The sequence below is a fragment of the Enterobacter asburiae genome (assembly GCA_011754535.1).
Classification (GTDB): Bacteria; Pseudomonadota; Gammaproteobacteria; order Enterobacterales; family Enterobacteriaceae; genus Enterobacter; species Enterobacter cloacae_N.
Map to the genome: position 1 here is coordinate 974,645 of JAAQVN010000001.1, position 25,401 is coordinate 1,000,045.

Annotated in this window: 22 protein-coding genes; 7 read left to right on the top strand and 15 right to left on the bottom strand. The window is 55.9% G+C overall.

The genetic code is table 11. The annotated features are described in order from the left end of the window. Positions 1-249 precede the first annotated feature (249 nt). Both HBM95_04480 and HBM95_04485 read left to right on the top strand, forming a co-directional pair. Positions 250-6,954, top strand: a complete 6,705-nt coding sequence (locus tag HBM95_04480) for a hypothetical protein (GenBank protein NIH42193.1) — start codon at positions 250-252, stop codon at positions 6,952-6,954. A 102-nt stretch (positions 6,955-7,056) separates the two neighbouring features. Further along, positions 7,057-7,317, top strand: a complete 261-nt coding sequence (locus HBM95_04485) for a hypothetical protein (protein NIH42194.1) — start codon at positions 7,057-7,059, stop codon at positions 7,315-7,317. A 23-nt stretch (positions 7,318-7,340) separates the two neighbouring features. Here HBM95_04485 and HBM95_04490 read toward each other — a convergent pair whose 3' ends face one another. Then, positions 7,341-7,535 carry a hypothetical protein gene (locus HBM95_04490; protein ID NIH42195.1) on the bottom strand — a complete coding sequence of 65 codons (195 nt, stop codon included), beginning with the start codon at positions 7,533-7,535 and terminating at the stop codon, positions 7,341-7,343. Then, the gene (locus HBM95_04495) at positions 7,510-7,938 is read right to left on the bottom strand and encodes a hypothetical protein (protein ID NIH42196.1); all 429 of its coding nucleotides are present in this window, start codon (positions 7,936-7,938) and stop codon (positions 7,510-7,512) included. The genes HBM95_04490 and HBM95_04495 overlap by 26 nt, the downstream gene beginning before the upstream one ends. A gap of 271 nt (positions 7,939-8,209) precedes the next feature. On the opposite strand from HBM95_04495, the gene HBM95_04500 reads away from it, so the two are divergent. After that, the gene (locus HBM95_04500) at positions 8,210-9,124 is read left to right on the top strand and encodes a hypothetical protein (GenBank protein ID NIH42197.1); all 915 of its coding nucleotides are present in this window, start codon (positions 8,210-8,212) and stop codon (positions 9,122-9,124) included. 79 nt (positions 9,125-9,203) lie between these two features. Here the strand turns inward: HBM95_04500 and HBM95_04505 are convergent, their stop codons facing one another. The 13 genes from HBM95_04505 to gspG all read right to left on the bottom strand — a co-directional run bounded on the left by HBM95_04505 (position 9,204) and on the right by gspG (position 19,949). Beyond that, on the bottom strand, positions 9,204-10,760 hold the full coding sequence (locus tag HBM95_04505) for a hypothetical protein (GenBank protein ID NIH42198.1): 1,557 nt from the start codon (positions 10,758-10,760) through the stop codon (positions 9,204-9,206). Positions 10,761-10,887: 127 nt separating this feature from the next. After that, positions 10,888-11,376 (bottom strand): type II secretion system protein, encoded by a 489-nt coding sequence (locus tag HBM95_04510; protein ID NIH42199.1) that lies wholly within the window; start codon positions 11,374-11,376, stop codon positions 10,888-10,890. Next, positions 11,363-11,725, bottom strand: coding sequence for a prepilin-type N-terminal cleavage/methylation domain-containing protein (locus tag HBM95_04515; protein NIH42200.1), 363 nt, complete (start codon positions 11,723-11,725; stop codon positions 11,363-11,365). Before HBM95_04515 ends, HBM95_04510 begins: the two co-directional genes overlap by 14 nt. Further along, positions 11,712-12,188 (bottom strand): type II secretion system protein, encoded by a 477-nt coding sequence (locus HBM95_04520; protein NIH42201.1) that lies wholly within the window; start codon positions 12,186-12,188, stop codon positions 11,712-11,714. Before HBM95_04520 ends, HBM95_04515 begins: the two co-directional genes overlap by 14 nt. Further along, positions 12,188-14,071, bottom strand: coding sequence for a bacterial type II and III secretion system family protein (locus HBM95_04525; GenBank protein NIH42202.1), 1,884 nt, complete (start codon positions 14,069-14,071; stop codon positions 12,188-12,190). The genes HBM95_04520 and HBM95_04525 overlap by 1 nt, the downstream gene beginning before the upstream one ends. A 2-nt stretch (positions 14,072-14,073) precedes the next feature. Then, complete coding sequence (locus HBM95_04530) at positions 14,074-14,586, bottom strand: hypothetical protein (protein NIH42203.1); 513 nt, start codon at positions 14,584-14,586, stop codon at positions 14,074-14,076. After that, positions 14,583-15,101, bottom strand: a complete 519-nt coding sequence (locus tag HBM95_04535) for a hypothetical protein (GenBank protein ID NIH42204.1) — start codon at positions 15,099-15,101, stop codon at positions 14,583-14,585. Before HBM95_04535 ends, HBM95_04530 begins: the two co-directional genes overlap by 4 nt. Further along, the gene (locus HBM95_04540) at positions 15,085-15,600 is read right to left on the bottom strand and encodes a hypothetical protein (GenBank protein NIH42205.1); all 516 of its coding nucleotides are present in this window, start codon (positions 15,598-15,600) and stop codon (positions 15,085-15,087) included. Before HBM95_04540 ends, HBM95_04535 begins: the two co-directional genes overlap by 17 nt. Continuing rightward, entirely contained in the window at positions 15,578-16,294 is a 717-nt protein-coding gene (locus HBM95_04545; GenBank protein NIH42206.1) for a hypothetical protein, read from the bottom strand. Before HBM95_04545 ends, HBM95_04540 begins: the two co-directional genes overlap by 23 nt. Then, complete coding sequence (locus HBM95_04550; GenBank protein ID NIH42207.1) at positions 16,278-17,897, bottom strand: type II/IV secretion system protein; 1,620 nt, start codon at positions 17,895-17,897, stop codon at positions 16,278-16,280. Before HBM95_04550 ends, HBM95_04545 begins: the two co-directional genes overlap by 17 nt. Further along, on the bottom strand, positions 17,897-19,066 hold the full coding sequence (locus HBM95_04555; GenBank protein ID NIH42208.1) for a type II secretion system F family protein: 1,170 nt from the start codon (positions 19,064-19,066) through the stop codon (positions 17,897-17,899). The genes HBM95_04550 and HBM95_04555 overlap by 1 nt, the downstream gene beginning before the upstream one ends. Continuing rightward, on the bottom strand, positions 19,063-19,527 hold the full coding sequence (locus tag HBM95_04560) for a lytic transglycosylase domain-containing protein (GenBank protein NIH42209.1): 465 nt from the start codon (positions 19,525-19,527) through the stop codon (positions 19,063-19,065). The genes HBM95_04555 and HBM95_04560 overlap by 4 nt, the downstream gene beginning before the upstream one ends. A gap of 2 nt (positions 19,528-19,529) precedes the next feature. Then, positions 19,530-19,949 (bottom strand): type II secretion system major pseudopilin GspG, encoded by a 420-nt coding sequence (gspG, locus tag HBM95_04565; protein ID NIH42210.1) that lies wholly within the window; start codon positions 19,947-19,949, stop codon positions 19,530-19,532. A gap of 404 nt (positions 19,950-20,353) precedes the next feature. On the opposite strand from gspG, the gene HBM95_04570 reads away from it, so the two are divergent. The 4 genes from HBM95_04570 (at position 20,354) to HBM95_04585 (ending at position 25,357) form a co-directional block, all read left to right on the top strand. After that, the gene (locus HBM95_04570) at positions 20,354-22,183 is read left to right on the top strand and encodes a hypothetical protein (GenBank protein ID NIH42211.1); all 1,830 of its coding nucleotides are present in this window, start codon (positions 20,354-20,356) and stop codon (positions 22,181-22,183) included. 365 nt (positions 22,184-22,548) lie between these two features. Then, positions 22,549-23,268, top strand: coding sequence for a FadR family transcriptional regulator (locus HBM95_04575; protein NIH42212.1), 720 nt, complete (start codon positions 22,549-22,551; stop codon positions 23,266-23,268). Then, positions 23,265-24,278: an ABC transporter ATP-binding protein gene (locus tag HBM95_04580; GenBank protein ID NIH42213.1), complete on the top strand. Its 1,014-nt coding sequence runs from the start codon at positions 23,265-23,267 to the stop codon at positions 24,276-24,278. The genes HBM95_04575 and HBM95_04580 overlap by 4 nt, the downstream gene beginning before the upstream one ends. After that, complete coding sequence (locus HBM95_04585; protein NIH42214.1) at positions 24,275-25,357, top strand: ATP-binding cassette domain-containing protein; 1,083 nt, start codon at positions 24,275-24,277, stop codon at positions 25,355-25,357. The genes HBM95_04580 and HBM95_04585 overlap by 4 nt, the downstream gene beginning before the upstream one ends. Positions 25,358-25,401 lie beyond the last annotated feature (44 nt).

Sequence of the window (25,401 nt, forward strand, 5' to 3'; positions counted from 1 at the left end):
TGAGTGCTGTATGGAGTTTAAGAATTATCTGGAACTTAATATCACTAACCAGGGAGTTTAATTAATAAGGGATGCGTCACAATGCCCGGTGTTTCATATTGTTCTTTACGTCAAAAATTATCCGTGTGGGTAATCCTCTTACATTATTTATTTTCCATCTTTTTGCTTACGGTCCCTCCCGTCGCGCGGGCGCAAACTGAAACCCGTGCGACCGTTGAAAGCGAAAGCAATCAACCCCTGCGGGATAAAATGGCCGGCATATGGGGAAGCGCCCAACAAAACGGCGCGGGTGATGCCCTGCGCGGCGCGGCAAACAGCGAGGTAAATGCCGCATTAACGCAGGAGGTGGAAGCGTGGTTAAACCATACCGGCGGGAAAGCCCGCGTTACGGCAGATGTCGGTATTGGCGGGAGCGATAGTCGCGATTTTGGGCTGGACTATCTGTGGCCGGTTAAAATCTGGCAACACGACATTCTGTTCACTCAGATGAGCGCACACCGCTGGAACGAGCGCGATATCCTTAACGTTGGCCTGGGCTGGCGACATACCTTTAACCCGCATTTGATGGCGGGTGGAAACCTCTTTTTCGATCAGGATGTCACGCGCCACCATAACCGAATGGGGGCGGGCGCCGAGCTGTGGAGCGATGGGATTCGTGCGTCCGCGAACTACTACCTGCCCCTGAGCGGCTGGCGTCATTCTGACGACAGCATGTTTAATGACGATCCCGACCGCTATGAACTGTATGAACGTGCCGCCCGCGGCTGGGATCTCAATCTGGAGACGGCGCTTTCACAGCACGTCGCGCTCAAAATGGGCTGGTTCCAGTGGTATGGCGACAAAGTGGACGTTAACGGCAGCCGCAGTGAGGCCAGCCGTAATCCTCACGGGCTTAACCTCGGGCTTAAGTGGCAACCTGTGCCGCTGGTGGGGGTGAGCGCGGAGCAGAGCATGATCAGCGGCCAGCGGGATAACTTCTCTGTGGGACTCAATTTCCACTGGGAGTTTGGCCGCAAACTCTCCGAAATGCTGGCAAGTGAAAATGCGGCGGCTTTGCCATCGCTGATGCAGTCCCGCACAGAGTTCGTTACCCGTAATAACAACATCGTTCTTGCCTATAAGCAGGAAGAAAAAGACAGACGCCTCTATTTCAGCCCTACGGAAAAAACCACGCAGGCTGGCGTGCCGCTGCTTCATGCGGTGAAAGGTGGGCAGGGGGGCGTCATTCGCTACATCTCCTCTAACACGACGATCGCGACCGTGGAGCCGGGCAGCGGTCTGGTGAACCCAACGCATCGGGGCGATGTCACCATCACCGCGACGGAAACGTCACCTGTCGATCCGGAGCACGTGTTGAGTTCCGCCAGCTATCACCTGACCGTAACGCCGGGGGATTTTGCCCCTTCCGTTGAAGGCGTTGCCATTAAAGGGGACATGTCACCCGGCAAGATCCTGGAGGGAAGTTACCTCTATAAATCCAATGAAGGGGAAGATGAAGATCCCGAGCAAACCCTGCTGCGCTGGTATGACGCAGATTCAGGCGTAGTGCTCAAGGAAGGGAGTACCACCTATGAGGTGCAAACGCGTGATATGGCCCGCACAGTGATCTTCGAAGTCACGCCGGTCAACAAAAAAGGGATCGCGGGTGAGAGTGGGGCGGCGAAAGTTACCGGTAGCGCAACGATAACCGCCCTGCGTATCGATCATCTGCTTTCACCGGGCGAGATCCGTCGTGACGGCAGCGTGAAGTTCTTCGAAGAAAGTCACGGTGCGTTGCTGCTATTAGCCGAGGTAAAAGACAGTCAGGGCTCTCCGCTGACCGATCAGATGGTGTACTGGCAGAGCAGGAACTCGCTTGGCTCGTTGTCACAAAACAGTGTACGCACCGATGAGCACGGCCAGGCGCTGGTAAAAATAGAAAACATCATGGCGGATGGCGAGGATGAAATCACGGCCTCGTTGATCCCGCCTGCCGGGATCCAGAGCAAAGCCAGCGATAACAGTGTTCAGCAGGAGAAGATGGCGCTGGTTGTCGATTTTGCCCACCCGCTTGCCATCCGCTTCGTGGCGTCTCCCGAGCGTGCAGAGGTTGCCACGGAAAATACGTTCACTATTGAAGTTACCGATCAGGATGGTAAGCCTCTGACGGTTGAAAAAAACGTTACGTGGAGCAGCAACGGTGAAACCCTGAGCGGCAAAACGGATAGCGAGGGAAGAGCATCCATCGCGCTCACCGCGCCGCAAAAAACAGCAGATAAGTGGGTGGTGAATGCCACGGTGGATACCGTGAGTAGCCCGTCCGATCCCGTAAGCCTTGAACCGGGGCCGGTGGCAAAAGTGGTGCTGGAAGTCCCGGAAAACGCGGTTGCTGGCAGCGTGGATCAAACCGTCAGCGCGCAACTGTATGACCGGTTTGATAACACGGTTATCAGCCGTAAACAGGCTATCGCCTGGCGGATTGAAGGGAGCCAGTTCCGGGAAGCGCCCACCGGAGACAGCGATGAGCGCGGTATTGTCAGTGCAACCGTCGTGGTGCCTGAAAAAGCGCCATCGCAGGTGAAAGTCTACGCCGGTGATGAGCATAAGACTATCAATGTGAATGTCGGGAAGGTGGATCATGTCGAGCTGAAAGGCACGCCAGATACGCTGAATGCCAATGGCAGCAGTACCTCTACTCTAACCGCCATCGCGCTGGATGAGCACAACAATAGCGTGTCGGAGGTTCCCGTGAAGTGGACCCTCATCACGCAGCAGTATGGCGCGCTGAGTAAAACGATTGAAAAAACGGATGCGGACGGCAAAGCGACGGCCACGTTTACGACCGCATCAGCGGGGGGCAATGCGCTAATTGAGGTCGACATCGACGGCAAAAAACAAACGACGCAGCTGACGCTAAACGGTTACCCGATTATCCGCAGCATCACGCTGAATAAAACCGCCGGGCTGAAGGTCGGCGACACGGTAAGCGTGGAAAAGGTGGACGTGGAGCAGAACGGCGGTGGCGAGGCGACGCTGAGCTACCAGTGGCATCGTGACGGTGGCGCGATCGATGCCGCCACGTCGGACAGTTATCGCCTGACGGAGCAGGACACGGGGGCGACCCTCTTTGTGGCGGTAACTGCCACCAACGCGGCCAAAAATGAAGGGTATAAGGCGTCGTCGAAAACGGAGCCGGTGGTCGGGAAGGCATCGACCGTGACGGTGAGCGCCAGCGCGGACAGCGTGGACGCGAACGGGCTTAACACCATCACCTACACCGCCACGGCGAAGGACACCTTCGGCCGTGCGGTCGTGGGCGAGGCGATTACCTGGGATATCGACAAGCCGGAGCTGGTGAGCCGGGGAGAGGCCAGCGCTGTTACCGATCCGGAAGGCACGGGAACGATGACCGTCACCACGAAAAAGACCGGCGGAACCGTCACGGTGAGCGCCACGGTCAATGGTAAAAAAGGCGAGTCCGGCGCGGTGCTGAAAGGGATTCCAACAATTAAAAGCATCACCCTGAACAAAACCGCCGGGCTGAAGGTCGGCGACACGGTAAGCGTGGAAAAGGTGGACGTGGAGCAAAACGGCGGCGGCGAGGTGACGCTGAGCTACCAGTGGCATCGTGACGGTGGCGCGATCGACGGTGCCACGTCGGGCAGTTATCACCTGACGGAGCAGGACGCGGGGGCAACCCTCTTTGTGGCGGTAACCGCCACCAACGCGGACAAAAATGAGGGGTATAAGGCGTCGTCGAAAACGGAGCCGGTGGTCGGGAAGGCATCGACCGTGACGGTGAGCGCCAGCGCGGACAGCGTGGAGGCGAACGGGCTGAACACCATTACCTACACCGCCACGGCGAAGGACCGCTTTGGCCGTGCGGTCGTGGGCGAGGCGATTGTCTGGGATATCGATAAACCGGAGCTGGTAAGCCGGGGAGAGGCCAGCGCTGCTACCGGCGCGGAAGGCGCGGGAACGATGACCGTCACCACGAAAAAGACCGGTGGAACCGTCACCGTGAGCGCCACGGTTAACGGGAAAAAAGGTGAGTCCGACGTTGAGGTTTATGGCACACCGTGGGTGACAGACCTGCATATCTCCGGCACACCGGAGGTGGGGCAGACCCTGAGGGCGGAATACACCTTCACGGCAAACGGGGCCGGTACGGATGCCTCCACCTGGCAGTGGCAGTGGAAGGAGGGTGAAGCATGGAAAAATGCTGAAGACGGAACGGCAAAAACCTTCACGCTACCGGACAGCTATGCGGGTTACAGCGTGCGGGTGGTGGTGACGCCGAAGGGCAGTAGTCACCCGTCGCTGACCGGGACGGTACAGGAGAGCCAGGCGGTGGCGGCGTACGGCGCCCCAGCGGTGGAGGGCCTGCGTATCTCCGGCACGCCGGAGGTGGGGCAGAACCTGAGAGCGGATTATACCTTTATGGCGAACGGAACCGGTGCGGATGCCTCAACCTATATCTGGGCGAGGTACGAGAAAACCAGCTGGATGCCGATCGAGGGGGCCACCGATCGGGAATATACCCTCCGGGCCGAAGATGCGGGTTACAGCATTAAAGTGACGGTAATACCGAAGGGCAGCAGCCAGCCGACGCTGGCCGGCGCGGCCCAGCCAGGCCCCGCAGTGGATGTTTATGGCGCGCCCTCGGTGACAGATCTGCGTCTCTCGGGCACGCCGGAGGTGGGTCAGGCCTTAAGGGCAGAATACACCTTCATAGCGAACGGAACCGGTGCGGATGCCTCAACCTATATCTGGGCGAGGTACGAGAAAACCAGCTGGATGCCGATTGAGGGGGCCACCGATCGGGAATACACCCTTCGGGCCGAAGATGCGGGTTACAGCATTAAAGTGACGGTAATACCGAAGGGCAGCAGCCAGCCGACGCTGACCGGGACGGTTCAGAGCAGCCCGGAGGTGAACGCTTTTGGGGCGCCTTCGGTGACGAATCTTAGGATTTCCGGCACGCCGGAGGTGGGTCAGGCCTTAAGGGCAGAATACACCTTCACGGCGAACGGAACCGGTACAGATGCCTCAACCTATATCTGGGCGAGGTACGAGAAAACCAGCTGGATGCCGATCGAGGGGGCAACGGGTCGGGAATATACCCTTCGGGCCGAAGATGCGGGTTACAGCATTAAAGTGACGGTAATACCGAAGGGCAGCAGCCAGCCGACGCTGACCGGGACGGTACAGAGTAGCCCGGAGGTGAACGCTTTTGGGGCGCCTTCGGTGACGAATCTGAGGATTTCCGGCGCGCCGGAGGTGGGTAAGGTCCTCAGGGCTGAATACACCTATACGGCAAACGGAAGCGGTACGGATAACTCTACCTATATCTGGGGGAGGTACGAGAAAACCAGCTGGATGCCGATCGAGGGGGCAACCGGCCGGGAATATACTCTGCGGGCCGGAGATGCAGGTTACAGCATTAAAGTGACGGTAATACCGCAGGGCAGCAGTCAGCCACAGCTGCAGGGCGAGACACAACATAGCCCGGCGGTAGATGCGTATGGCGCGCCGACGGTGACGAACCTGAGTATTTCCGGTACGCCGGAGGTGGGGCAGACCCTGAGAGCGGATTACACCTTTACGGCGAACGGTACCGGTGCAGATGCGTCTACCTACATCTGGGGGAGATATGAGAAAACCAGCTGGATGCCGATTGAGGGGGCAACGGATCGGGAATATACCCTCCAGGCCGGGGATGCTGGGCACAGCATTAAAGTGACGGTAGTACCGGGAGGCAGTACTCAGCCGTCGCTGCCCGGCGCGGTGCAGAACAGCCCGGCGGTAGACGTTTATGGTGCGCCTTCGGTAACAGATCTGCACATCTCCGGCACGCCGAAGGTGGGGCAGACCCTGAGGGCAGAATACACCTTCAAGGCAAATGGGGCCGGGACGGATGCGTCCATCTTCCAGTGGCAATGGCAGGACGGTGCTGCATGGAGGAATGCGGCAGGCGGCACGGCAAGTACGTTCACGCTGCCGGACAGCTATGCGGGCTATAGCGTGCGCGTGGTGGTAACGCCAAAGGGAAGCAGTCACCCGTTGCTGACCGGTGTGGCACAGGAAAGTCCGCCGATGGCAGCCTATGGTGCGCCAGTAGTGACGGGGCTACGTATTTCCGGCACGCCGAAGGTGGGGCAGACCCTTAGGGCGGAATACACCTTCAAGGAAAACGGGGCCGGTACGGACGCCTCCGGCTTCCAGTGGCAGTGGCAGGACGGGGCAACATGGAAGAACGCCGCAGGCGGCACGGCAAGCACGTTCACGCTGCCGGACAGCTATGCGGGTTACAGCGTGCGGGTCGTCGTAACGCCGAAGGGCGCTGGCCAGCCGTTGCTGCCCGGAACGGTACAGAATAGCCCGGCGGTAGCGGTATATGGCGTGCCGTCTGTGGTGGGGCTGAGGATCTCCGGCACGCCGGAGGTGGGGCAGACGCTGAGCGCGGAATATACCTTCACGGCAAACGGATCGGGTTCGGATGCCTCCACCAGGCAGTGGCAGTGGAGGGATGGTCAGACGTGGAGAAATGTTGCAGGAGGCACGGCAAAAACGTTTACGCTGCCGGACAGCTATGCGGGCTATGACGTGCGGGTAGCCGTAAAGCCTAAAGGTTCAGGGCAACCTGAGCCCGGCAATGAGGTCTTTAGTAATGCTGTTACCATAAGATCTAAGCCCGTGCCTTTCGTTACAAATTTGGGATACAGCGGCAAAACCGGGGCCTGTAACAGAATAACGGCAACCTACACTTATAATGCTAATGGCGGAGCATCTGAAGGCAACACTATATTTCAGTGGAAATGGGGAAGCACCGTCGTTTCCAACGTACAAGGCGTTACTTTAGGCTATTGGGGTGAGGTCACACTGTATGTGACGCCAGTAAATAAAGACGGTATCAGAGGTAAGACGGAATCAAAAACGTTTAAAAACACGGGCTCAAGTACCTGTGATTGGTAAGTAGGTTAATTCTTTCTGAGGTACTTTTGTAAACAGGGGGGCATAAGCCCCCCTGAATCCTACCTGTCGAATATTTGTTTACGGAGTACAGGGATAAAATTAATGAATAATGTTTATCCTGAAAAGCAAGCATCACTACTCATCGGTGATGCAGCCACGCATTTATCCTTGCAGGGTATTAATATTGATCATGTTTCGCTCAGTCATTACCTGAGTAAAAAACTTGAGTATGCCAGGCGTATTGATGATTGCTTGTATGCTGAGGTGATTGGTATTGCACTTGCAATGTTGAAGGAAAACGCCAGGCCAGCCGAACGGTTCTGTTATAACGATGAGGCGTGTCGCGATAAACCTGTCGCTTAAAAGCATGGCGTGTTATTGCATTATCAGTCCTGCCTTTTGTTGCCTCGGGCAATTTTCACTTGTTCAGCAAAATCCAGAGCTTCTTTATAATCAAAACTACGCGTTCTGGCGTTATGCCTGCCGGGTAACGGTGCCGGTATTTTAACGCCGAACAGCTTTCCCGTTGTCATCAGCGCATAAACTAATTCAGCCTCACTCACGTCGGCCATCTTTGCCATAATATTCGTCCTGATACAAAAACTTAATTTCACCTGCCTTCCTCCTTTTATAATGTTCAATAATATTGTCGAGATTGGGGAGCATAAAGTTCATGGCATCAATGGTGTCCCGCCAGCCCGCCAGGGATTCATTTGCTTTTACATACCATGCATGCTGCTCGCTCCGGGGGAGATGGCCGGTGATCAAAACAAGCATGTCGGGTTTTATTCTCCTGATGAACTCCAGATACTTCACCAGATGCGTCTTCGTACCAAATGTGTCTGCATCAACAATGCAGAGCATTTTGTCTCGGGCGATAAAGTAATAGCGTGCTAGTTCCGCAAGGCCCTTTTCGAATAAAAAAGAGTTCGTCCGCACACAAACCCGAATTTTTTCAGGAGTCTGTTTAATTGATTGATCCATCTTTTGTCTCGCTTATTATGGCACAAAGTATGAGATGGCTTTCAAGCCTACTCTTCCAGTCTGAATACTGGCAAGGCAGTATATTCATTCCTCAGAATAAAATAAGGCGGAATGAGTCTTGCGATTAATAAGAATTGTCTCTGCATCCGTGAGTTAAAAACAAATAAACGATGATTTTATTCAGAGTCATGTTTTACTGTCTGATACATTAAGGTATGGTCACTGTTGAGCAAATTTGTACTTTTTTATATTTCTCAAAGAGGACATTTTCATGACAAAGACCGTCGTAGCATTAGCCATGCTTAGCGCTTTTTCAACGGCATCAGTACTTGCCAGTGACTACGCGCGAATGATCAATATTGAAAACCCTGACCATCTGAAAATCAGGGTTCAGAATGCTATTTATGAAGAGGGTTACGATAGCGATTTTATTCCTCATGTCTGGTTTGGTAACGAAGATAACGGCGTGATGAATATCATTGTCGATAATGGTGCGGTGCTGAACGAATCTATTGAAAACGGCCTTAACTGCAACTATGCCATGATTGTCAGTAAAGACAACGGCGTCAACTTACAGGCAAACGGGAAAAACTGTCGTTATAAGAAAAAGAGTTACCGTTCCATTAACTCTCCGGTGATCACCATTATTAATGATTCATCTTTAACGCTTCGCCCCTATTTTTCCGTTAACGGGAATGATTTTTTTGCTGCCGCCAGCGCGATCATCCCCAACGGGATCCGCATGTTCACCGGGGACAGTGGCGACTGGAAAAAACAGGGCGTTCGCCACGGGGATAACCTGAAAGTGAAGTTTAGCTACACGCTGGCAGAGTCGGGTTCGCAAAAAGAGGTCGTCTGCCCGTCTCTTGACACCTTAACGGAAAACCGACTTTATCGCCTTCAGGGCGGTGAGCAAAATGCGCTCTGCGTCCTTGAGAGTAATGAGATTCACATTAAAAACGATCGTATTGTTGCCGGATGGAACAAACCTCTGACCAAAGCAGAGCTGCTGCAACGGATCGAAGCCACCGCCGCAGACGATGATGTCATCATTGATATGCCAGATGATAAATTCAAGGCCCTCTTTACCCAGCCGGATGAATATAAAATCCCGCTGAAAGCAGGGGATGCAAAGGCGACGATCACATTAGTGGTTATCAAAGGGACCATTCCCATCGCGCAGTAAAAACCGAAATAGGTTAGCGAAAAGCTAACAAGCCGTCAGGCAACATCTCAAAGAGCATGTTGCCTGACGCGTCATAGTCTTATGGAATGGCGGTCATCACCCATTGTGGTCGATATTTTTGCTCCCCACCTTTGATACCACACCAGGCCATTAGCGGGTCGGTAACAGCGCCAGTTTTTTCATAGAGTAACATTGTACTGCTCTCCGGGTTGGGTTCGGATGCTTTAACCCCTGCGGGTAGCCACCATTTGCAGGCAAACTGGGAAACATCGGGTATGGAGCCCGGATCCGGAATGACCTGCGCCACATTGACGCTCGCATAACCTTTCAATGATTTCTGAGCGGCAGCCACCTGGTCATTGATGATAAAAGACGTATCGGGAATCGCGCCATCAGGAAAGAATGCTTTAATCTGCGGCCAGATCCGGGCAATCGGCATTGCCTGGTTATAACCATTCACCAGCTCACCGCTGGTACTGAGCGCCAGAACACGCTGCGTGTAGTTATCGATCAGCGGCGCACCTACGCCCGGCTTCATAGGGTTGTTCTTATTACCCATATCGTTGTTGTATGTGCTACAACGATGCCGGAACTGACCCGCTTCGCGGTCGTATAGCTCAATAGCACAGTGGGTGCCATCTGACTTATTCACTGCAGCATACAAACGCGCATTATCTTTTTTAAACTGCGCCTGCGGCAGATAAAATTCGGTTTTTTGGGTGGCAATGTCGTTAGCCTTCGTCTCATCTCTTGGATCAATTCCTAAATAACCCAGTGATTTGACAAAATCTTCCTGCGCTTTATCGCCCGCAAAATCTAACGACAATAAACGATATTTACCGTCTCTGCTGGATGACTTGCCAAACGCTTTCACTTTGGCCGTTTTCTTTATCTGATAACTGGTACAATCATTTGGATTGACCTCAACCTCCTGAACAAACCAGACCTCTGTGGTTCTCACCTTTTTATCTTCTTTTAACGGGAAACTGCTCAATACCAGCAGGTCACCATCAACCCCTTTTTCGCCGATGCGCCATCCGGTATTGTAATGCGGTTTTTCTCGGTCATAGGTATCGCGGATCACCGCGACGGGTTTTGTATAGTTATAGATAAAAGGTGAGTCTTTAAAGCAGGAGTGCGGGAGCGGGTTTTTGTCACCCGGAATGATATTAAACAATGACATATCCTGAAGCGCTGGCTCGCCCCTGACCTGGAAGGCAATTTCGGCCTGTCGGGAAGAGGGAAGTGCAGAACCATCGGCAGCTAACAACCGTACCGTTACGCTATCACCAAAGATGGATAATGCATCGAAACTGACATGGTGCTCATCTGAGCCGCTCAGAATTTTCTCAGCCGCATAACGGTAAACTTCGTTGTTATTTTTACCTGCAATTTCCACTATCGCATCGGCGGGCAGGTTAGCATACGAGATATGGACATCAAGCAGCGCCGCATCTTCTATAACAACCGTCTCCTGCGTTTTATTTTGATTAAGATAATTATCAGCGACCTCCAGTGGGGTATTCGTTGCATGATTATTTACCGTTATTGCCTGCTTGCCTGCAAATACAGGAAGGATGCTTTGAGATCCCACGGCCAGTGAAATAAGAAGGTAAGCCAGTCGTTTTTTTGGCATATACGCACTCTCCAGTTTGTGTATTTCCGCACGTCCAGAGTGACGATCAATAACATGCCCGCCATGGCCCCGCTGGTAAGAAAAAGATATATTTTTATGATATTGTGTCTAACACCGTATTATTCCATTAGCGACCACAGGCCGCAGGCAGCGGGGCCTGCGGATCGCTCTCTACCTGAAATTTCCAGTCGTAATACGTTTTGGCTTTGGCAAACTGTTTTGGATCGTGACGAAAGCCGGTTTTTTTCCGTGGTGTACCTTTTCCGAGACTGCGCACGCCAATCCATCGCCCCTGAGGGTCGAGGATCATTCCCCAGTTTTTACTCCCGGTTAGCGGGTCGGCGTAGTGCTGGCGCAGGTGATAAAGCGGTTTTCGCCCGCGTTTATCAATAAGTAGCTGTTCAAAACGCACGGGAAAACAGCCATCACCGTTGCCGCGGTAGGCTTGTATTGCTGCGCGGATTTGATCGCCGCGAAATAAAAGCTCAGCCTCCTGCTGCGCCTGATAACGCATCTGCACCTCGTCGCGGCTTTTCAGCAGCGACAACGCCAGCGTGGAGAGCGCAATCAGCAGCAAAAGATAGGTAAAGCCTCCCTGTTGTTTAATCGAACGCATCGGGATGATCCTGCCCGGGTTTAGGTGGCGTCTCGACGTCAATAATTTGCCCTTCGTCATCGGTCTTCGCTTCCCAGATATCGCGGCGGTTGGTGATCGGATCCAGCGGCATCTGGCGCAGGTAACCGGCCTCGATCAGATCCTCCAGGCTGTATGGCCCCGCCAGGCGATCGCGGCGGTAGTGATCGATCGCGCTGCGCAGCGCATGCAGGTTATGCTCGCGCACCACCTCTTTGGCTCTGTCCGCGTGCTGGAAAAATCGTGGGGCGACAAGGGTCATCAATGTCGCGATGATTGCCATCACCACCAGCAGCTCGATGAGCGTAAAACCTTTTTCACCATTGCGCATAGGGCACTCCATTCAAACCGCTGGCCGTACTGGTGCTGCTGACATCAAACACGTCTTTCCCTCCGCCGCTGAAATCGCCGGGTGGCTGTGTGGATGCGCGTAACCGCCAGGTCTCTTCATCATTTTTTCCCTCGCAATCGCACATCGGATCGCGCGGAATATGGCGCAGAAAGTAGATCATCGCGCCAGTGGGCGACGTCTTATCCCGCACGCCTTCCACCAGGCTTTTTAGCGACGGCGGGTATCCGGATTCGCTGGTTTTTTTCTCAATGATGCCGTCCACGCTTGCCTGGTGATAACGGTCAATGGCATCGCGCAGCGTGCGCAGCGACTCGCGTAGCTGCGTCTCCTGCTGCCGCTGGTGGTAGTTACGCATCAGCGGCGCTGCGGCAGCGGCAAGCGTGGCGAGTAGCGCCAGCGTGACGATCATCTCAATCAAGGTAAAACCGCGCTGGCGCTGCATTACGATGCTCCGTTTTCCGTTTCAGACTCATCGAGGATCGGTGGCGGCAGGGTTGCCGCGCGGTCAGGGAAATGAGCCGGCGGCGCAAGCGCCGGTGCGGTAAACCCGCTGCCAGGCTCGTCGCGCTGCAGGTCGCGCAGCTGGATGCTGTCGCCCGTTAAATCGTCGCTGCCCATCTCAATGGTACTGACGTGGCTTCCCGGTAAATCGAGGTTGCGTTCGATGGTCGGCGTAATTAACAGCACGACCTCCGTGCGCTCTTTATTGTCGGAATTGCTGCTAAACAGGCGGCCCAGCCCTGGGATGTCACTTAATAATGGCGTTCCTTTTTGGGTCGTGGTTTCATCCTGCTTGATCAGCCCTGCCAGCATCTGGGTCTCGCCGTTCATACTGCTGAGCGTGGTATTGGCTTCGCGTTTCGTGGTGCGGTAATACTTTGCGCCGTTCTCACCGGGTTCCTCGGCACCCAGGGCACTGAGCGTGAACTTCACCTCCATTGAGATATTGTCATCCATACTGACTTCCGGAGTGACTTCCAGCTTCAGGCCGACATCCTGATAATCCACTTTCTGTTGCGAAATACCGTCGTTGACGGTTGTGGTCAGTACCGGGATAGTTTGACCAATATCGACCAATGCTTTTTTATTGTTTTTCACCCGGATCCGCGGGTTTGCCAGCACTCTGGCGTTGCTCAACACCTTTTTCATGTCAATGGTCATATTGTCGACATCGACCATGATATTTTTGGCGCTCAGGTCGCCCAGCGGGATCCCACTTCCCTTTAAATCACCGTCTTTACTTTTGGCAAAACCCGCGCTGATGGTTTGCGGCAACTTCACGCCAAGCGCTTCAAGATCGTTGGTATTCACCTCCAGCACCTCAACGGCCAGCGTGACCTCCGCTTCAGGCCGGTCGAGCGTCACTAACAGGCGCTCCGCTTTTTCCACGCTCTCTTTTGGCCCGCGCAGGGTGACGGAGTTGGTTCGCTCATCAACGTGCACATCCTTCAGCTTGACCATGTTGCGCAGGGCGACATTGACATCTTTCGCTTTCGCGTAGCCCAGGAAGATGGTTTTGACGACCACGTCACGATAAATCTTCTCTTTTTGCGCGGTAGCGGGGTAGATCAGCAACGTATTGCTGTTCAGCACTTTTTTCCGCAGGTTATTCGACAACAGCAGCACGTTGATGGCATCTTCCGCAGTGGTGCGTTTGGCGATAAGGCTGCCGGTGGTGCTGGAAGAAATATCTTTGTCGAAGATGATATTGACCCCGGTCATCTGGCTGATGGTGTTAAAGATGGCCATCAGGCTGTGCTCGCGAAAATTAAGCGCAATCGTTTTTTGCAGCTCCCGGTTCAGACGCTGCTCCGGCTGGTTGATCCGTGAAACCTCACGCATCAGATGATCGCGCAGGGCGCGCGCCTGTGGCCAGTTAGGGTCCTCTTCCAGCACCTGCTGGATTTTGTGCAGCGCGCGTGCCGGGTCGCGGGTGCTGTTAGCCACCGCCTCCTTATACAACGTGTCCAGCGCCCGACGGGCATCGAGTTTACGTAGCCCCTGCAGGGCGCGCAGGTTGCCGGGCTCATAGGTAAGCGCATCGCGCCACATTTGCGTCGCCAGGGTGTAGTTATTCTGACGCACCGCGAGATCGGCATTTTTCAGGTAGTCATTTACCAGCTTTTTGCTGATATCAGCCTGCTCGGCGCGAAGCGCAATATCCTGCGGACTGGCAATGCGCTGTTGGTCTATTTCCTTCAGCCGCTTAACCAGTACCTGTGGCGAGGCGGTCACCGATTCCCGGGCCGGAGGCGCCGCACGTTGTGCACAGCCGCTCAGTAGCGCGCATGACAACAAAAAAGTGAGAGCAATTGTTTTTTTCATGATTAATGTGTCGGTTCCGATTGCAGTTCATCCAGTTCCAGCCGCTGCTGGGTATGGGTGGGCTGCCATTCAAACAGGAGGTGGTCGTTCGCCACCGCTTTTAAAATCCAGTTGTTGACCGGCGAGCTACCGATCCAGATCCTGCCGTCCGCTCTGCAGTGCTCGCAGACCGGCCAGGTCTCTTTGCCATCCGTCAGCACAACGATCCTCTGACGGTTTTCCCACCAGGCGCCGAGAAGCTGGAACGGTAGCGGCGGTGCGGTCGGTATTGCCTCTTCAGGCCGATCGCTGTCCGGCTGCTCTTCTGCCGCGTCTTGCGCCCTGCTGTGTGGGGTTGAAAAGAGATCGACGCGCGTTGGGTGAGCCGTCTCAGGCTTTGCCGGCGCGGGGCGCGGGCGTGAGACCGGCTGCACCTCAGGCGGCGCTTGCGATATCTCTTCATCGGCAAACTGGCTCCAGAACACAGCACCGGCTGTCAGCACCAGTGCGAGCTGTAAATAGCGCGGCAGTTTCATGGCGACTCCTTCAACAGACGAAGCTGCACGGTGGCGCTGAGCTGGCTTTCCGATGGCCCGGCGCGCCGCAGGCTTAGCTGCTCAATGCGTAACGGCAGGGTGCGGCTCAGCGTTTCCAGCGCGTCCACCAGCGGCAGATATTCACCGCGCAGCGGAATATCCAGCCGTAGCGCGGTTTTACCGTCGTCGTTTTCCAGCTGGTAGCGGCTGGCGTCCACCTTCATTCCCCGGCTCCTGAGCTGCTCAAAAATGAGCCTGACCTGCTGATATTCTCCGAGGCTGATGCGGTTCTGGAGTTCCGGCTGCTGTTTATCCAGCGGCAGCGCGGTTTGTAGCTGCGTCTGGATCCGGGCAAGGTTCTCCTGCAAATGAATGGTGTGCGGCCGCACGCCGCCCAGCCATAACACCAGCAGCCCAGCGGGAAGCCCGGCGAGCACGAGCGGAAGCGTTCCGATGCGTCCGGCAAACAACGCCGCCTGCCAGCGCAGCACGGCGGATTTATTCTGAAGCCGCATGGTGCTCCTCCGTCGTCACCTTGACGTCGAGTACCGCGTTAATCGGCCAGGCGGGATCGCCCTGCGCCGACTGGCGATGGTTCTCCAGCACCACATGCGCGGGCAACTGCTGTAGCCGCTCGCTAAAGGCGAGCAGGGCGTCAAGATTGCTTGCATTCACCGTCAGTCGCGCATCGCCTTTACTGGCAATGACGTCAATGCTCAGTAGCGCAATATCAGGAGTTAGCACGCTGCCGATGTTGTCCAGCAATTTGATAGCTGGTGGGACGGCCTGTAGCTGCTGAGACATGCGCAACCGGCGCTGCTCTGCTTCACGCAGCTGGCGCAGAGCCTGCTGCCGTTGGGCGAGCTGCTGCTGTACCTTCGACGTCTCCAGCTCAATGCGCTGGTGCTCAAACAGGCCATACACTACGGCGCTGGCGAGCGGTAAACAGAGGAGTCCGGTTAACAGCAGCGTGCGTGCGGCCCACGGGGTGCTACGCGTAAACAGCGGTGCCATGTAGACTCTCCTGTAGCGCGACTTCCTGGTGATGCTCGCCGTCGGTATGAATGACGTAGCCTGGACATTCCTGCATTCCGCTTAGCCGGGCGATAACCCGCAGCTGGGCGTCCATCTCCTGCTGTGGAAGAGTCAGTGTCCAGACGTCACGCCAGCTGTGATGCTGACGGCTGGCAATCCGGCTATGGTGGGGACTCATCGCCACAAACAGGCCGTTTTCCGGCAGGGCGCGGGCGAAGTGGCTTAACAGCTTTTGAAACGGCGTGACAACCCCGCGAAAACGCAGCCGCTCCCGACGCGCCAGCGCGCCAAGCAGATGCCAGCAAGGTTGCTTCAGGCACGCGGCCAGCGCCGACTGCTGCCAGTTCAGGGTCTCGAAGCGCACCAGCCAGTCGACGGGCGGACTCGCGCGATGAACCGCCTGTTGTCGGGCGAGCTGGAGCAGCTCCTGCGGTGTGGTCACGCCGTCATGCCAGGGCTGGATTAAAAACGTCAGATCGTCGGTATCGAGGTGAAATTCCACCGCGTCACGCCACGGTAAGGCGGCGGGGCGCAGGCGCAGCAGCGTTTCGAGCGCGGCCTCCAGAGGCTGATCGGGCTGGCGTTCATGCGTGGCAAGTACCACATTGTTGCGGCGCAACCGCACTGCATGAGGCCAGATGTCGCACTGCCAGGTGTTAGTGAGTGATAACACGGTTCACCTCCTCCCAGGTGGTTTTGCCTTCGACCACGGCGCGCAGCGCGATGGTTGAGAGCGGAACAAAACCGTCATTCAGCGCCACCTCCTTTAACTTGCGCCGGGGCGAGCGCGCCAGCATTGCTTCTTTCATCGCATCACTGAAATGCAGCACTTCCGCCAGCGCCAGCCTGCCGCGAAAGCCGCTGTCGCGGCAGGTATCGCAGCCCCGCCCTCGACGCCAGCGGGGCGTAAGCTGCTGTAGCGGGCCGGATTGCCACGCCGCGAGAAGGTCATCCGTGGGCGTGGTGTCATCAATACAGTCCGGGCAAATCTGGCGAACCAGCCGCTGCGCCACGACGCCGTTAAGGGCGGTGATCAGGCTGGCGGGCTCGACCTGCATATATAAAAAACGTTCCAGTACGCTAAAGACGTCATTGGCGTGAACCGAGGAGAGCACCACGTGGCCGGTGAGCGCCGCCTGCACGGCAATGCCGGCGGTTTCGCCATCGCGGATCTCACCCACCAGAATGATGTCCGGGTCGTGACGCAAAATGGCGCGCAGGCCTCGGGCGAAGGTGAGCCCTTTTTTATCGTTGACCGGAATTTGCAGCACGCTGTTGAGCTGGTATTCCACGGGATCTTCAATGGTGATGATTTTGCATTCACCGCTGTTGAGTTCGCTGAGTGCCGAATAGAGGGTGGTGGACTTCCCGCTCCCCGTAGGTCCGGTGACGAGCACCATACCGTGGGGCAGATGGGTTAACTGACGAATGGCGCCCAGCGTGTGCTCATCAAAGCCGAGCGTCTCCAGGCGCAGGTTTTGATCGTGTGATTTATCCAGCACGCGCAATACGGCATCCTCGCCGTACACGCCCGGCATAATGGACACGCGAAAATCGACGGGACGCTGGAGAATTAACGCCTTAAAGCGTCCGTCCTGAGGCGTGCGCCTTTCGGAAATGTCCATGCAACTCAATACCTTGAGACGGGAGATCACCTGTTCCGCCTGCTGAAGCCCGGCGCAGTGGCGAATGCTGTGCAGGACGCCATCGATGCGGTACTTCACCATCAATCCATCCGCTACGGCGCAAAGGTGAATATCGCTGGCCCGGCTTTGCAGGGCATCAAACAGCGTGGCGTTAACCAGCTTAATGACGGCATGGGGTTCACTGGCAATGGCCGCAGGGGTGATCTCCAGCCACCGGGCCTCTTTATTCTCTTCACTCTGCTGCTGTTCCAGCTGATCGAGCGTGCGCTGCTGTTTGGCGAGATCATCAAGCCGGGCATTAAGCTGAGAAAGCGGAGCCAGCGCGGGTAACGCATTCACGTTATAGGCCCACTGGCGCAGCGCCAGCGAAAACGGATCGCCCAGCGCAACGTGGAGCTGACCGTTCACGCGCAGCGGCAATGCCCGCTGGCTGAGTGATTCGGTCAACGGTACGGCTTCGAAATCCTCTTCGCTGTCGGCGAGCTGTGTGGGTGAGAGCGGCGTGAGCCCCAGGGAACTGGCGGCTTCTTCTAATGCGCCGGGGAAACTGTCCAGCAGTTCCGCCAGGGCCTGACAGCGCTGCTCGTCCGGCAGGTCGAAAAGGGGGTCTACAGACGGTGAGTGAGACATTATTGCAATCCTCCTGCCAGTTCAAAAATGGGCATGTACAGTAAAAACACGACGAGCCCAACGATGCCGCCAACGACCATCATCAGAATCGGTTCAAAAATTTTGCTAAAGGTTTCAATCGCGCGTTCCAGCGATTCATCATAAAAAGCGGCGATCCGCTCGCACATGGCAGGCAGTTCGCCGCTGCGCTCGCCGACCTGCAGCAGACGGCTGGCGACAGGAGTCGTCATCTGCTGGGCTTCCAGCATGCGGGAGAGCGACTCGCCGGCGGCGACGTCGCGGATAACCTGTTCAACCTGCTGACGATGCGTGGCGGGCAGGATCTCCCGGCTCAGCATTAACGCATCAGGCGCGGGGAGGCCGCCCTGCAGCAGCAGGCCCAGTGTGCGGTAGAAACGCACCAGCACAGAAAGCTGATGCTGCTGGCGTAAGGCGGGAATGCGCAGCAACAAACCGAGCGCACGCTGGCGCAGGCGCGGGCTACGCACCGCCATCACGATGCCTGCAACCGCTGCCGCACAACCGGCCAGCAGCAGTGAACCATGGGTTTGCGTCAGACGTCCCCACCAGAGGATAAGCTGTGCGCTGGCGGACGGGTTCTTCATCCCGTCAAACACCACGGAAAAACGCGGAATAATAAAGCCGAGCAGAAAGAACAGAATTATCCCGCCGGCGGCGATCACAATCGTCGGATAGAGCAGGGTTGATTTAATCCGCTTGCGCAGAATTTCCATTCTTGATTCGTAAAACTGAAAACGCTTTAGCGCTTCGGGTAAGTGTCCGGTTTGCTCAGAAGAGGCGACGGTATTAATCAGCAGAGGCGGAAAGAGCGCCGGTAGCGCCATCATCGCCTGGGATAGCTGTGCTCCTTCATAGAGCTTTTTAACCAGCGTATCCAGAACCAGCGAGGTGCCACCGTCGCGGCTGCTTTCGCGCAGCGCTTCGACGGCCTCGACCACGACCAGCCCGGCCTCCAGCAGGGCGATAAGCTCCTGCAAGAACAGATTCAATGGAAAGCGTTTCTCCTTGCGGGCAGGGCGTTCCTGTACCTGCAAAACGATGCCGCCGGCGGCAATAATGCGGGCGCTGGCATCATCAGGCGATGCGGCAAGCACGGTTTGATTGACGCGCTTCCCCCCCTGAAGGATGGTGACGATATATGGTTTCATTTTGGCGACAGTGTATGGCTCTGCCTTTTAAGGCGGGCATAATGCGGAGCCACTTTTTTTATATATTGTTGACGAAGCGCGCGGCGTTGCGGCGTATTTGCCGTTCCGGCGTTATATGCGCCCACCGCGTCCCAGGTATAACCAAAGCGCTGGATTTGACCTGCCAGGATCCAGGCGCCGGTCATGACACTTTGGCAAGGGTCGGTCAGCAGATCTTTTTGACTAATACGAAATTTACGCAGCGCATCGAAGTGAATGCTATTGATCTGCATCAGCCCGACATCCAGTGAGCCATCACGGTTTTTGTTGATGGCCCGCGTGTTGCCGTTGGATTCCACTATCGCTATCGCCTGTAATAGCTCTGGCTCAATACCGTAACGTTCTCCCGCCAGCTGCCAGCAATCGGCACGGCATGAAAATACGCTGAAGATAAACAGCGAATATAAGGACAGGCGCAGCATGTTCAGAACCCGTACGTGACAGGCTTACCGTCTTTACCGCCGGAGGTAATTTCGACTTCATTAATAGCGTCTTTTGTCCGGGCGGGGTTATGCCACTGGTACGGATTGCCCCAGGGATCTAACGGCACATGCTGGCTGAGATAAGGGCCATTCCAGTTTTGTACGTTGGACGGTTTTTCGGTCAGTGCTTTCAGCCCTTGCGTTTCACTTGGATAACTGCCGGTGTCGAGGCGATATTGCCCTAGCGCCTCCGCAAGTGAGCGCATCTGTCGGGCAGCGGTTTTCTCTTTAGCCGAGTCGACATTGGAGAAGACCTTAGGTCCGACGAACCCTGCCAGCAGCGCAATAATCATCAGTACGACCAGCAATTCAAGCAGGGTGAAACCACCCTGTTTTCGCATCACGTTTGTTGCGTATTTCATTGAGAGCGTCCTTATTGGATATAAGTTGTGATTAATTTCTGAATTTTCCCTGAAAAAAGAGAGGGCACACAGGTATGCCATCTTTTTTAATTAGTGAAGATGGGAAAACTAAATAAAGAAGCGTCTTACAGGATGCGAGAATTTTCCCGGGCTGTCGTTGAGGTATTTATTATAAATACGAGAGATATTTCTGAGTGAAGTCGTAGGTTTTTGATGGTGTTCAATATACATCGAGCAAATAAATATAAATAACGCGTTTTTTTTTGGCAAAAGAAATTTCTTATTTAACGCGGACGGATTCCTGATTCGCCACTCTTTAATCCCCAACGATCTCAGCGCTAAAAAAAAAGACAATTTGAGAGGTAATCCACAGGACTATCATCACAAAGCAATAAGGAACTTTGATGAAAAAACTTACATTATCTCTGTTAATTGGTAGCGCATTAATGGCGCAGTCGGCTTTCGCGGCGCAGGCACCGCGAGCGGTCACCTATCTGACCTCCTGGGGGGTTCCGGTTGAGTCCGTTGAGGATATGAAAGAGGTGAAAGCGGATACGTTCCTGCTTTCATTTGGTGGCTGGGATGCAAGCGGTAAGCTGTCCAGTTCAGATAATATTGTTGCAGTACCACAATATGATCCCTGGTACATTAATGCGCCAGCCTATGTCGTGTGGAGTCAGTTGAAGCTGGCGCATCCGGAGAAAAAAATGATGCTGGCGCTCGGCGGTGAGACTTATTCCTCCATGTGGTCTTATCTGAATAACGCGCAAACGCGAGAAACGCTGGCGCAGAATCTGGTGAATCTGCTGAACACCAACTTCCCGGTGTATAAAAAGAACCTGAAGCCGGAAGAGATGGTCGGCGAATGCCTGAGCGCCGACTGGCAAGGCAAATGTAATATGGCGAACTACCAGAAGGCGGGTACCGTTCAGCTTGACGGCATCGATTTTGACTTTGAAAAACCCGAGCGCGTCACGCCAGAGGAAAACGCAAACCTGTTGGATCTGGCTGAACGGGTTCGTAGCAAGCTCAATGCGTCCGGCAGCAAAAAGCTGCTGAGCCTGACCACCTATCACGTTGGTGCTGACCCGGAGAACTGCGCAAACAGCGCGGTAACCGAGAATTGTTCCTTCGTTGAGGCGGCTCGCTCTTCACACCACGGCGAAGTTCTGCCGCTGCTGACGCAGGGGAAAAACGTTTTCGATTTCTTCAACGTCATGGCCTATGACGCTGGCCCGCGCTTTAAGTATGACGTGGCGATGGCCAACTACGCCCGGGCGGTGGGGGATAAGAGTAAAATCGTTCTCGGCCAGACTATCAACTCCCAGTGGGGGCCAGAAGGCCGCTTTGTTGAGAGCCGGCAGAACAACGTAAACCGTGCGGGATGGCAGGCGCAGAACGGCTATGGCGGTTTCTTTATCTGGACATTGGGTTCAAACGATCAGCAGCTTTCCATGTCGCAGCAGGTTGACTACTTCAATGAAATGAAAGAGCGCGCGGACCTGATGTCGCCCGAACGCCCGCAAGACACCGTCGCGCCAACTGCACCAACAGGACTGAAGGTGCTGAACAATGGCTTGACGATCACCCTTGCCTGGCAGCCCTCCACCGATGACCATGGCGTGGTGGGATATGACATCTACCGTAATGACAAAAAAGTCGGAACTTCAACGGACACCCAGTGGACCGATAGTGCGGTTGAAACCGGTGGTGTGGTGTATCGCTACAGCGTGAAAGCACATGATGCAGCGAACAATATTTCCGAAAGCAGCAACGTGGTTGAGGTGGAAACCGTCCAGGTCGAAGAGGGACGCCCGGGCGCGCCAACCGGTCTGACCCTGGTTTCTTCGACGGAAAACAGCCTGACGGTGAAATGGAATGCGGTAGATAAGGCGGTGAAATATCGCGTACTGCGCGATGGTGCGGAGTTGCTTACCGTGAGCGAAACGCAGATTTCCGACAGCGGCCTGCGCGCGGGAACGACTTACAGCTACCAGGTAATCGCCGAAAATGCCAAAGGTCATCAGTCTCTTGCGAGTGCGCCGCTTAAAGCCACGACGAAAGAGGGTTCAGTGACGCCTGAGCCGGAAGGCGAGTGGAAAGTCGGTACGAGCTATAAGACCGGAGAAATCGTTACCTATAACGGCACACAGTATCGCTGCGTGCAGGGTCATACGTCTCAGTCCGACTGGACTCCTTCAGCGGTTGCGACGCTTTGGCAGCCTGTACCTTAATCTTTCGCGGCCCTCGCAAGGGGGCCTTTTTCAGGCGTGAGCGCGACTTACCAATTACTTTTTGTTAACTAATTGTTATCATTTATAGTGCAATAAATTAACATAAGCGCTGTTTTGGTGCAATAATTGCACTGTTTTTGTGCGTTTTGTGTTCTTTTCTGGTCTCTGCCGTCTTCGGAACCCGCCTGCATCTGTAACAATACGTTGCTGTAACCCCTTCATTTCCTGTCGTTTTTCAAAATCTATTTTGAACCAATTCAAAATTGGTTCGTTTATTGCTTAATCATTAGCACGATAAGTAGCACCTCATATCAATAACTTATCGTTCATAACAAGAAAATAATGATGATAGTGAGCGAACCAATATGGAAAAACCGTCACGGTTTCTGGCCAATTCCAGCACCGCGCTTGAGCAGCTGCGCGGGCTAATCAACCAGCATGAGTCAACACCAGGCATTCCGCTGCCCACGGAACGTGAGCTGTCGGAAACACTCGGCGTAGGACGACGCGAAGTGCGTCGCGCGCTGGACGTGCTGGAAGAAGAGGGGCGGATCTGGCGTAAACAGGGGAAAGGCACCTTTATTGGTCCGGCTGCCCCGGTTGAACCGCTGGCCCTTCAGGGATTGGTTCAGCAGACCAATCTGCTGGAAGTGATGGAAGCTCGTATACAGATCGAACCCGGCTTAGCCCGGCTTGCGGCACTGCGTGCCACCAGGGAAAACCTCGCGCTCATGCAGCGCATGCTGGAACGCATCGACAAGGTCAGCCCGGATGACCGCGATCTCAACGAACTGTGGGATAGCGCCTTTCACCGCGCTATTGCCGAGGCGGCGGGTAATCGCCTGATGCTCGGTCTGTTTGATGCCATTGATGCTGTGCGGCGCGAACCCGGCTGGCAGCATCTGCGTGAATTGGCCCGCACGCCCGAACGTGTCGACAGCTACAACGACCACCATCACAAGATCATGTCCGCGATTATCCATCGCCAGCCTAATGAAGCAGCGGCCGCCATGCGCGAACACCTGCTCAGCCTGCAAACCGCCCTGATTCAGGCGATCCATCTTGAGGACGACTTCACGCTATGACGACGATCCCGTTTAAGGACTCCGCGCCTGTACTCCGGCTGAATAATCTCAACGTTAAATTTTCCGGCTCGCCGGTCAGCGTCCTGGACGGCATTTCCCTGACGGTCAAAGCGGGCGAAACGCTGGCGCTGGTGGGCGAGTCCGGCTGCGGAAAAAGTATCACCTCACTGGCGCTGATGGGGCTACTGCCCGCCAGCGCGCAGATCGTCAGCGGCGAGATGCAGTTTCGCCGCCACGACCTGCGCAAGCTCTCGCCGCGGGAGTATGCCGACCTGCGCGGAAGCGAGCTGGCGATGATATTCCAGGAGCCGATGACCTCACTCAATCCGGCGTTTACCCTGGGGGATCAGCTGAGCGAAGCGGTGATGCGGCACCAGAACGTTTCGCGCGCCGAGGCGATGAAGGTCGCGCTGCAGATCCTCGAGAAGGTACAGATCCCGGCGGCGGAGATGCGCCTCAAGGCGTATCCGCACCAGCTTTCCGGCGGCATGCGCCAGCGCGTGATGATTGCGATGGCGCTGATCAACCATCCTAAACTGCTGATTGCTGATGAACCGACCACCGCGCTGGACGTCACCATTCAGGCGCAAATCCTGACCCTGCTGAACACCCTTAAAGAAGAAATCGGCACGGCGGTGCTGATGATCACCCACGATTTGGGCGTGGTGGCAGAAGTGGCCCAGCAGGTGGCGGTGATGTACGCCGGGCAGGTGGTGGAGCAGGGAAGCGTGGAGGCTATCTTTGCCGACCCGCAGCACCCGTACACCATCGGCCTGATGGGCTCGATCCCCTCGCTGGGGGCACGCAAAGGCCAGCTCTCCACCATTCCCGGATCGGTTCCGCTCCCGGAGTCCATGCCGAAAGGCTGTCGTTTCGCGACGCGCTGCCCGTTTGCGCAGTCGCGCTGCCATGATGAAAAACCGCAGCTCACTACGCTCGGCGCGGGCCATCAGGTTGCCTGCTTCCGCGTGCCGCTCGAACACCACATTGCCCTGGGAGAGACCGCATGACCACGCCCATTCTTGAAGCCCGGGACCTCAGCAAGCTTTTCCCCGGCCCGAAAAAACTCTTTTCTCCGGCCCGGTTTGTCACGGCGGTCGATCGCGTTTCGCTTGCCGTGATGCCGGGCGAAACGCTGGCGATTGTTGGCGAGTCCGGCTCCGGGAAATCCACCCTCGGTCGTCTGCTGCTGCGCCTTCTGGCCGCCAGCGAAGGGCGCGTGTTTTACCAGGGGGAGGATATCACCGACGCCTCCGGCGCCCGTCTGAACCAGCTCCGGCGCGAGCTGCAGATTATCTTCCAGGACCCTTTTACCTCGCTGAACCCGCGCATGACGGTGGAGCAGATCGTCGGCGAGCCGCTGTGGCTGCACCAGAACATGAAGAAAGCGGATCGTCAGTATCGCGTCGCGGAGCTCCTCAAGACCGTTGGCCTGCCTGCCGCCTGGGCCGGGCGCTATCCGCACGAGTTTTCCGGCGGGCAGCGCCAGCGTATCGGCATTGCGCGCGCGCTGGCCTCGGGGCCAAAGCTGCTGCTGGGCGACGAGCCGGTTTCCGCGCTGGATGTGTCGGTGCAGGCGCAGGTGGTCAACCTGCTGGAGAGCCTGAAGCACCAGCTGGGGCTGACGATGGTGATTGTCGCCCACGGTCTGGCGGTGATCCGCCACATGAGCGACCGCGTGGCGGTCATGTATCTTGGGCAAATCGTTGAGCTTGCTACCGTCGACGAGATCTTTGACGCACCGCTGCACCCTTACACGCAGGCGCTGATCGCCTCGGCTCCCCAGATGCAGCCCGGCGTGGAACGCGACGCGCCGCTGCTGCAGGGGGATCTGCCGAACCCGGCTAACCCGCCGTCCGGCTGTCGCTTCCACACCCGCTGCCCGTACGTCACCGATGAATGCCGGCAGGTCGAGCCGATTAATCAGGTGCTCGACGGCGGGCGTCAGGTTGCCTGCCACCGCTGGCAGGACATTAATCGCGATCGCAGCGTTATCCAGATCGCACCGCCATCCGCAGCCTTTCTGCGCCGCCGCGCGCTGTTTGAACACGCGGCTACTCACTCCTCCCTTCCTTCAAGGAACTCATGATAATGACAATGCGTAATTCTCTTTTGACCGTACTGGGAAGTGTT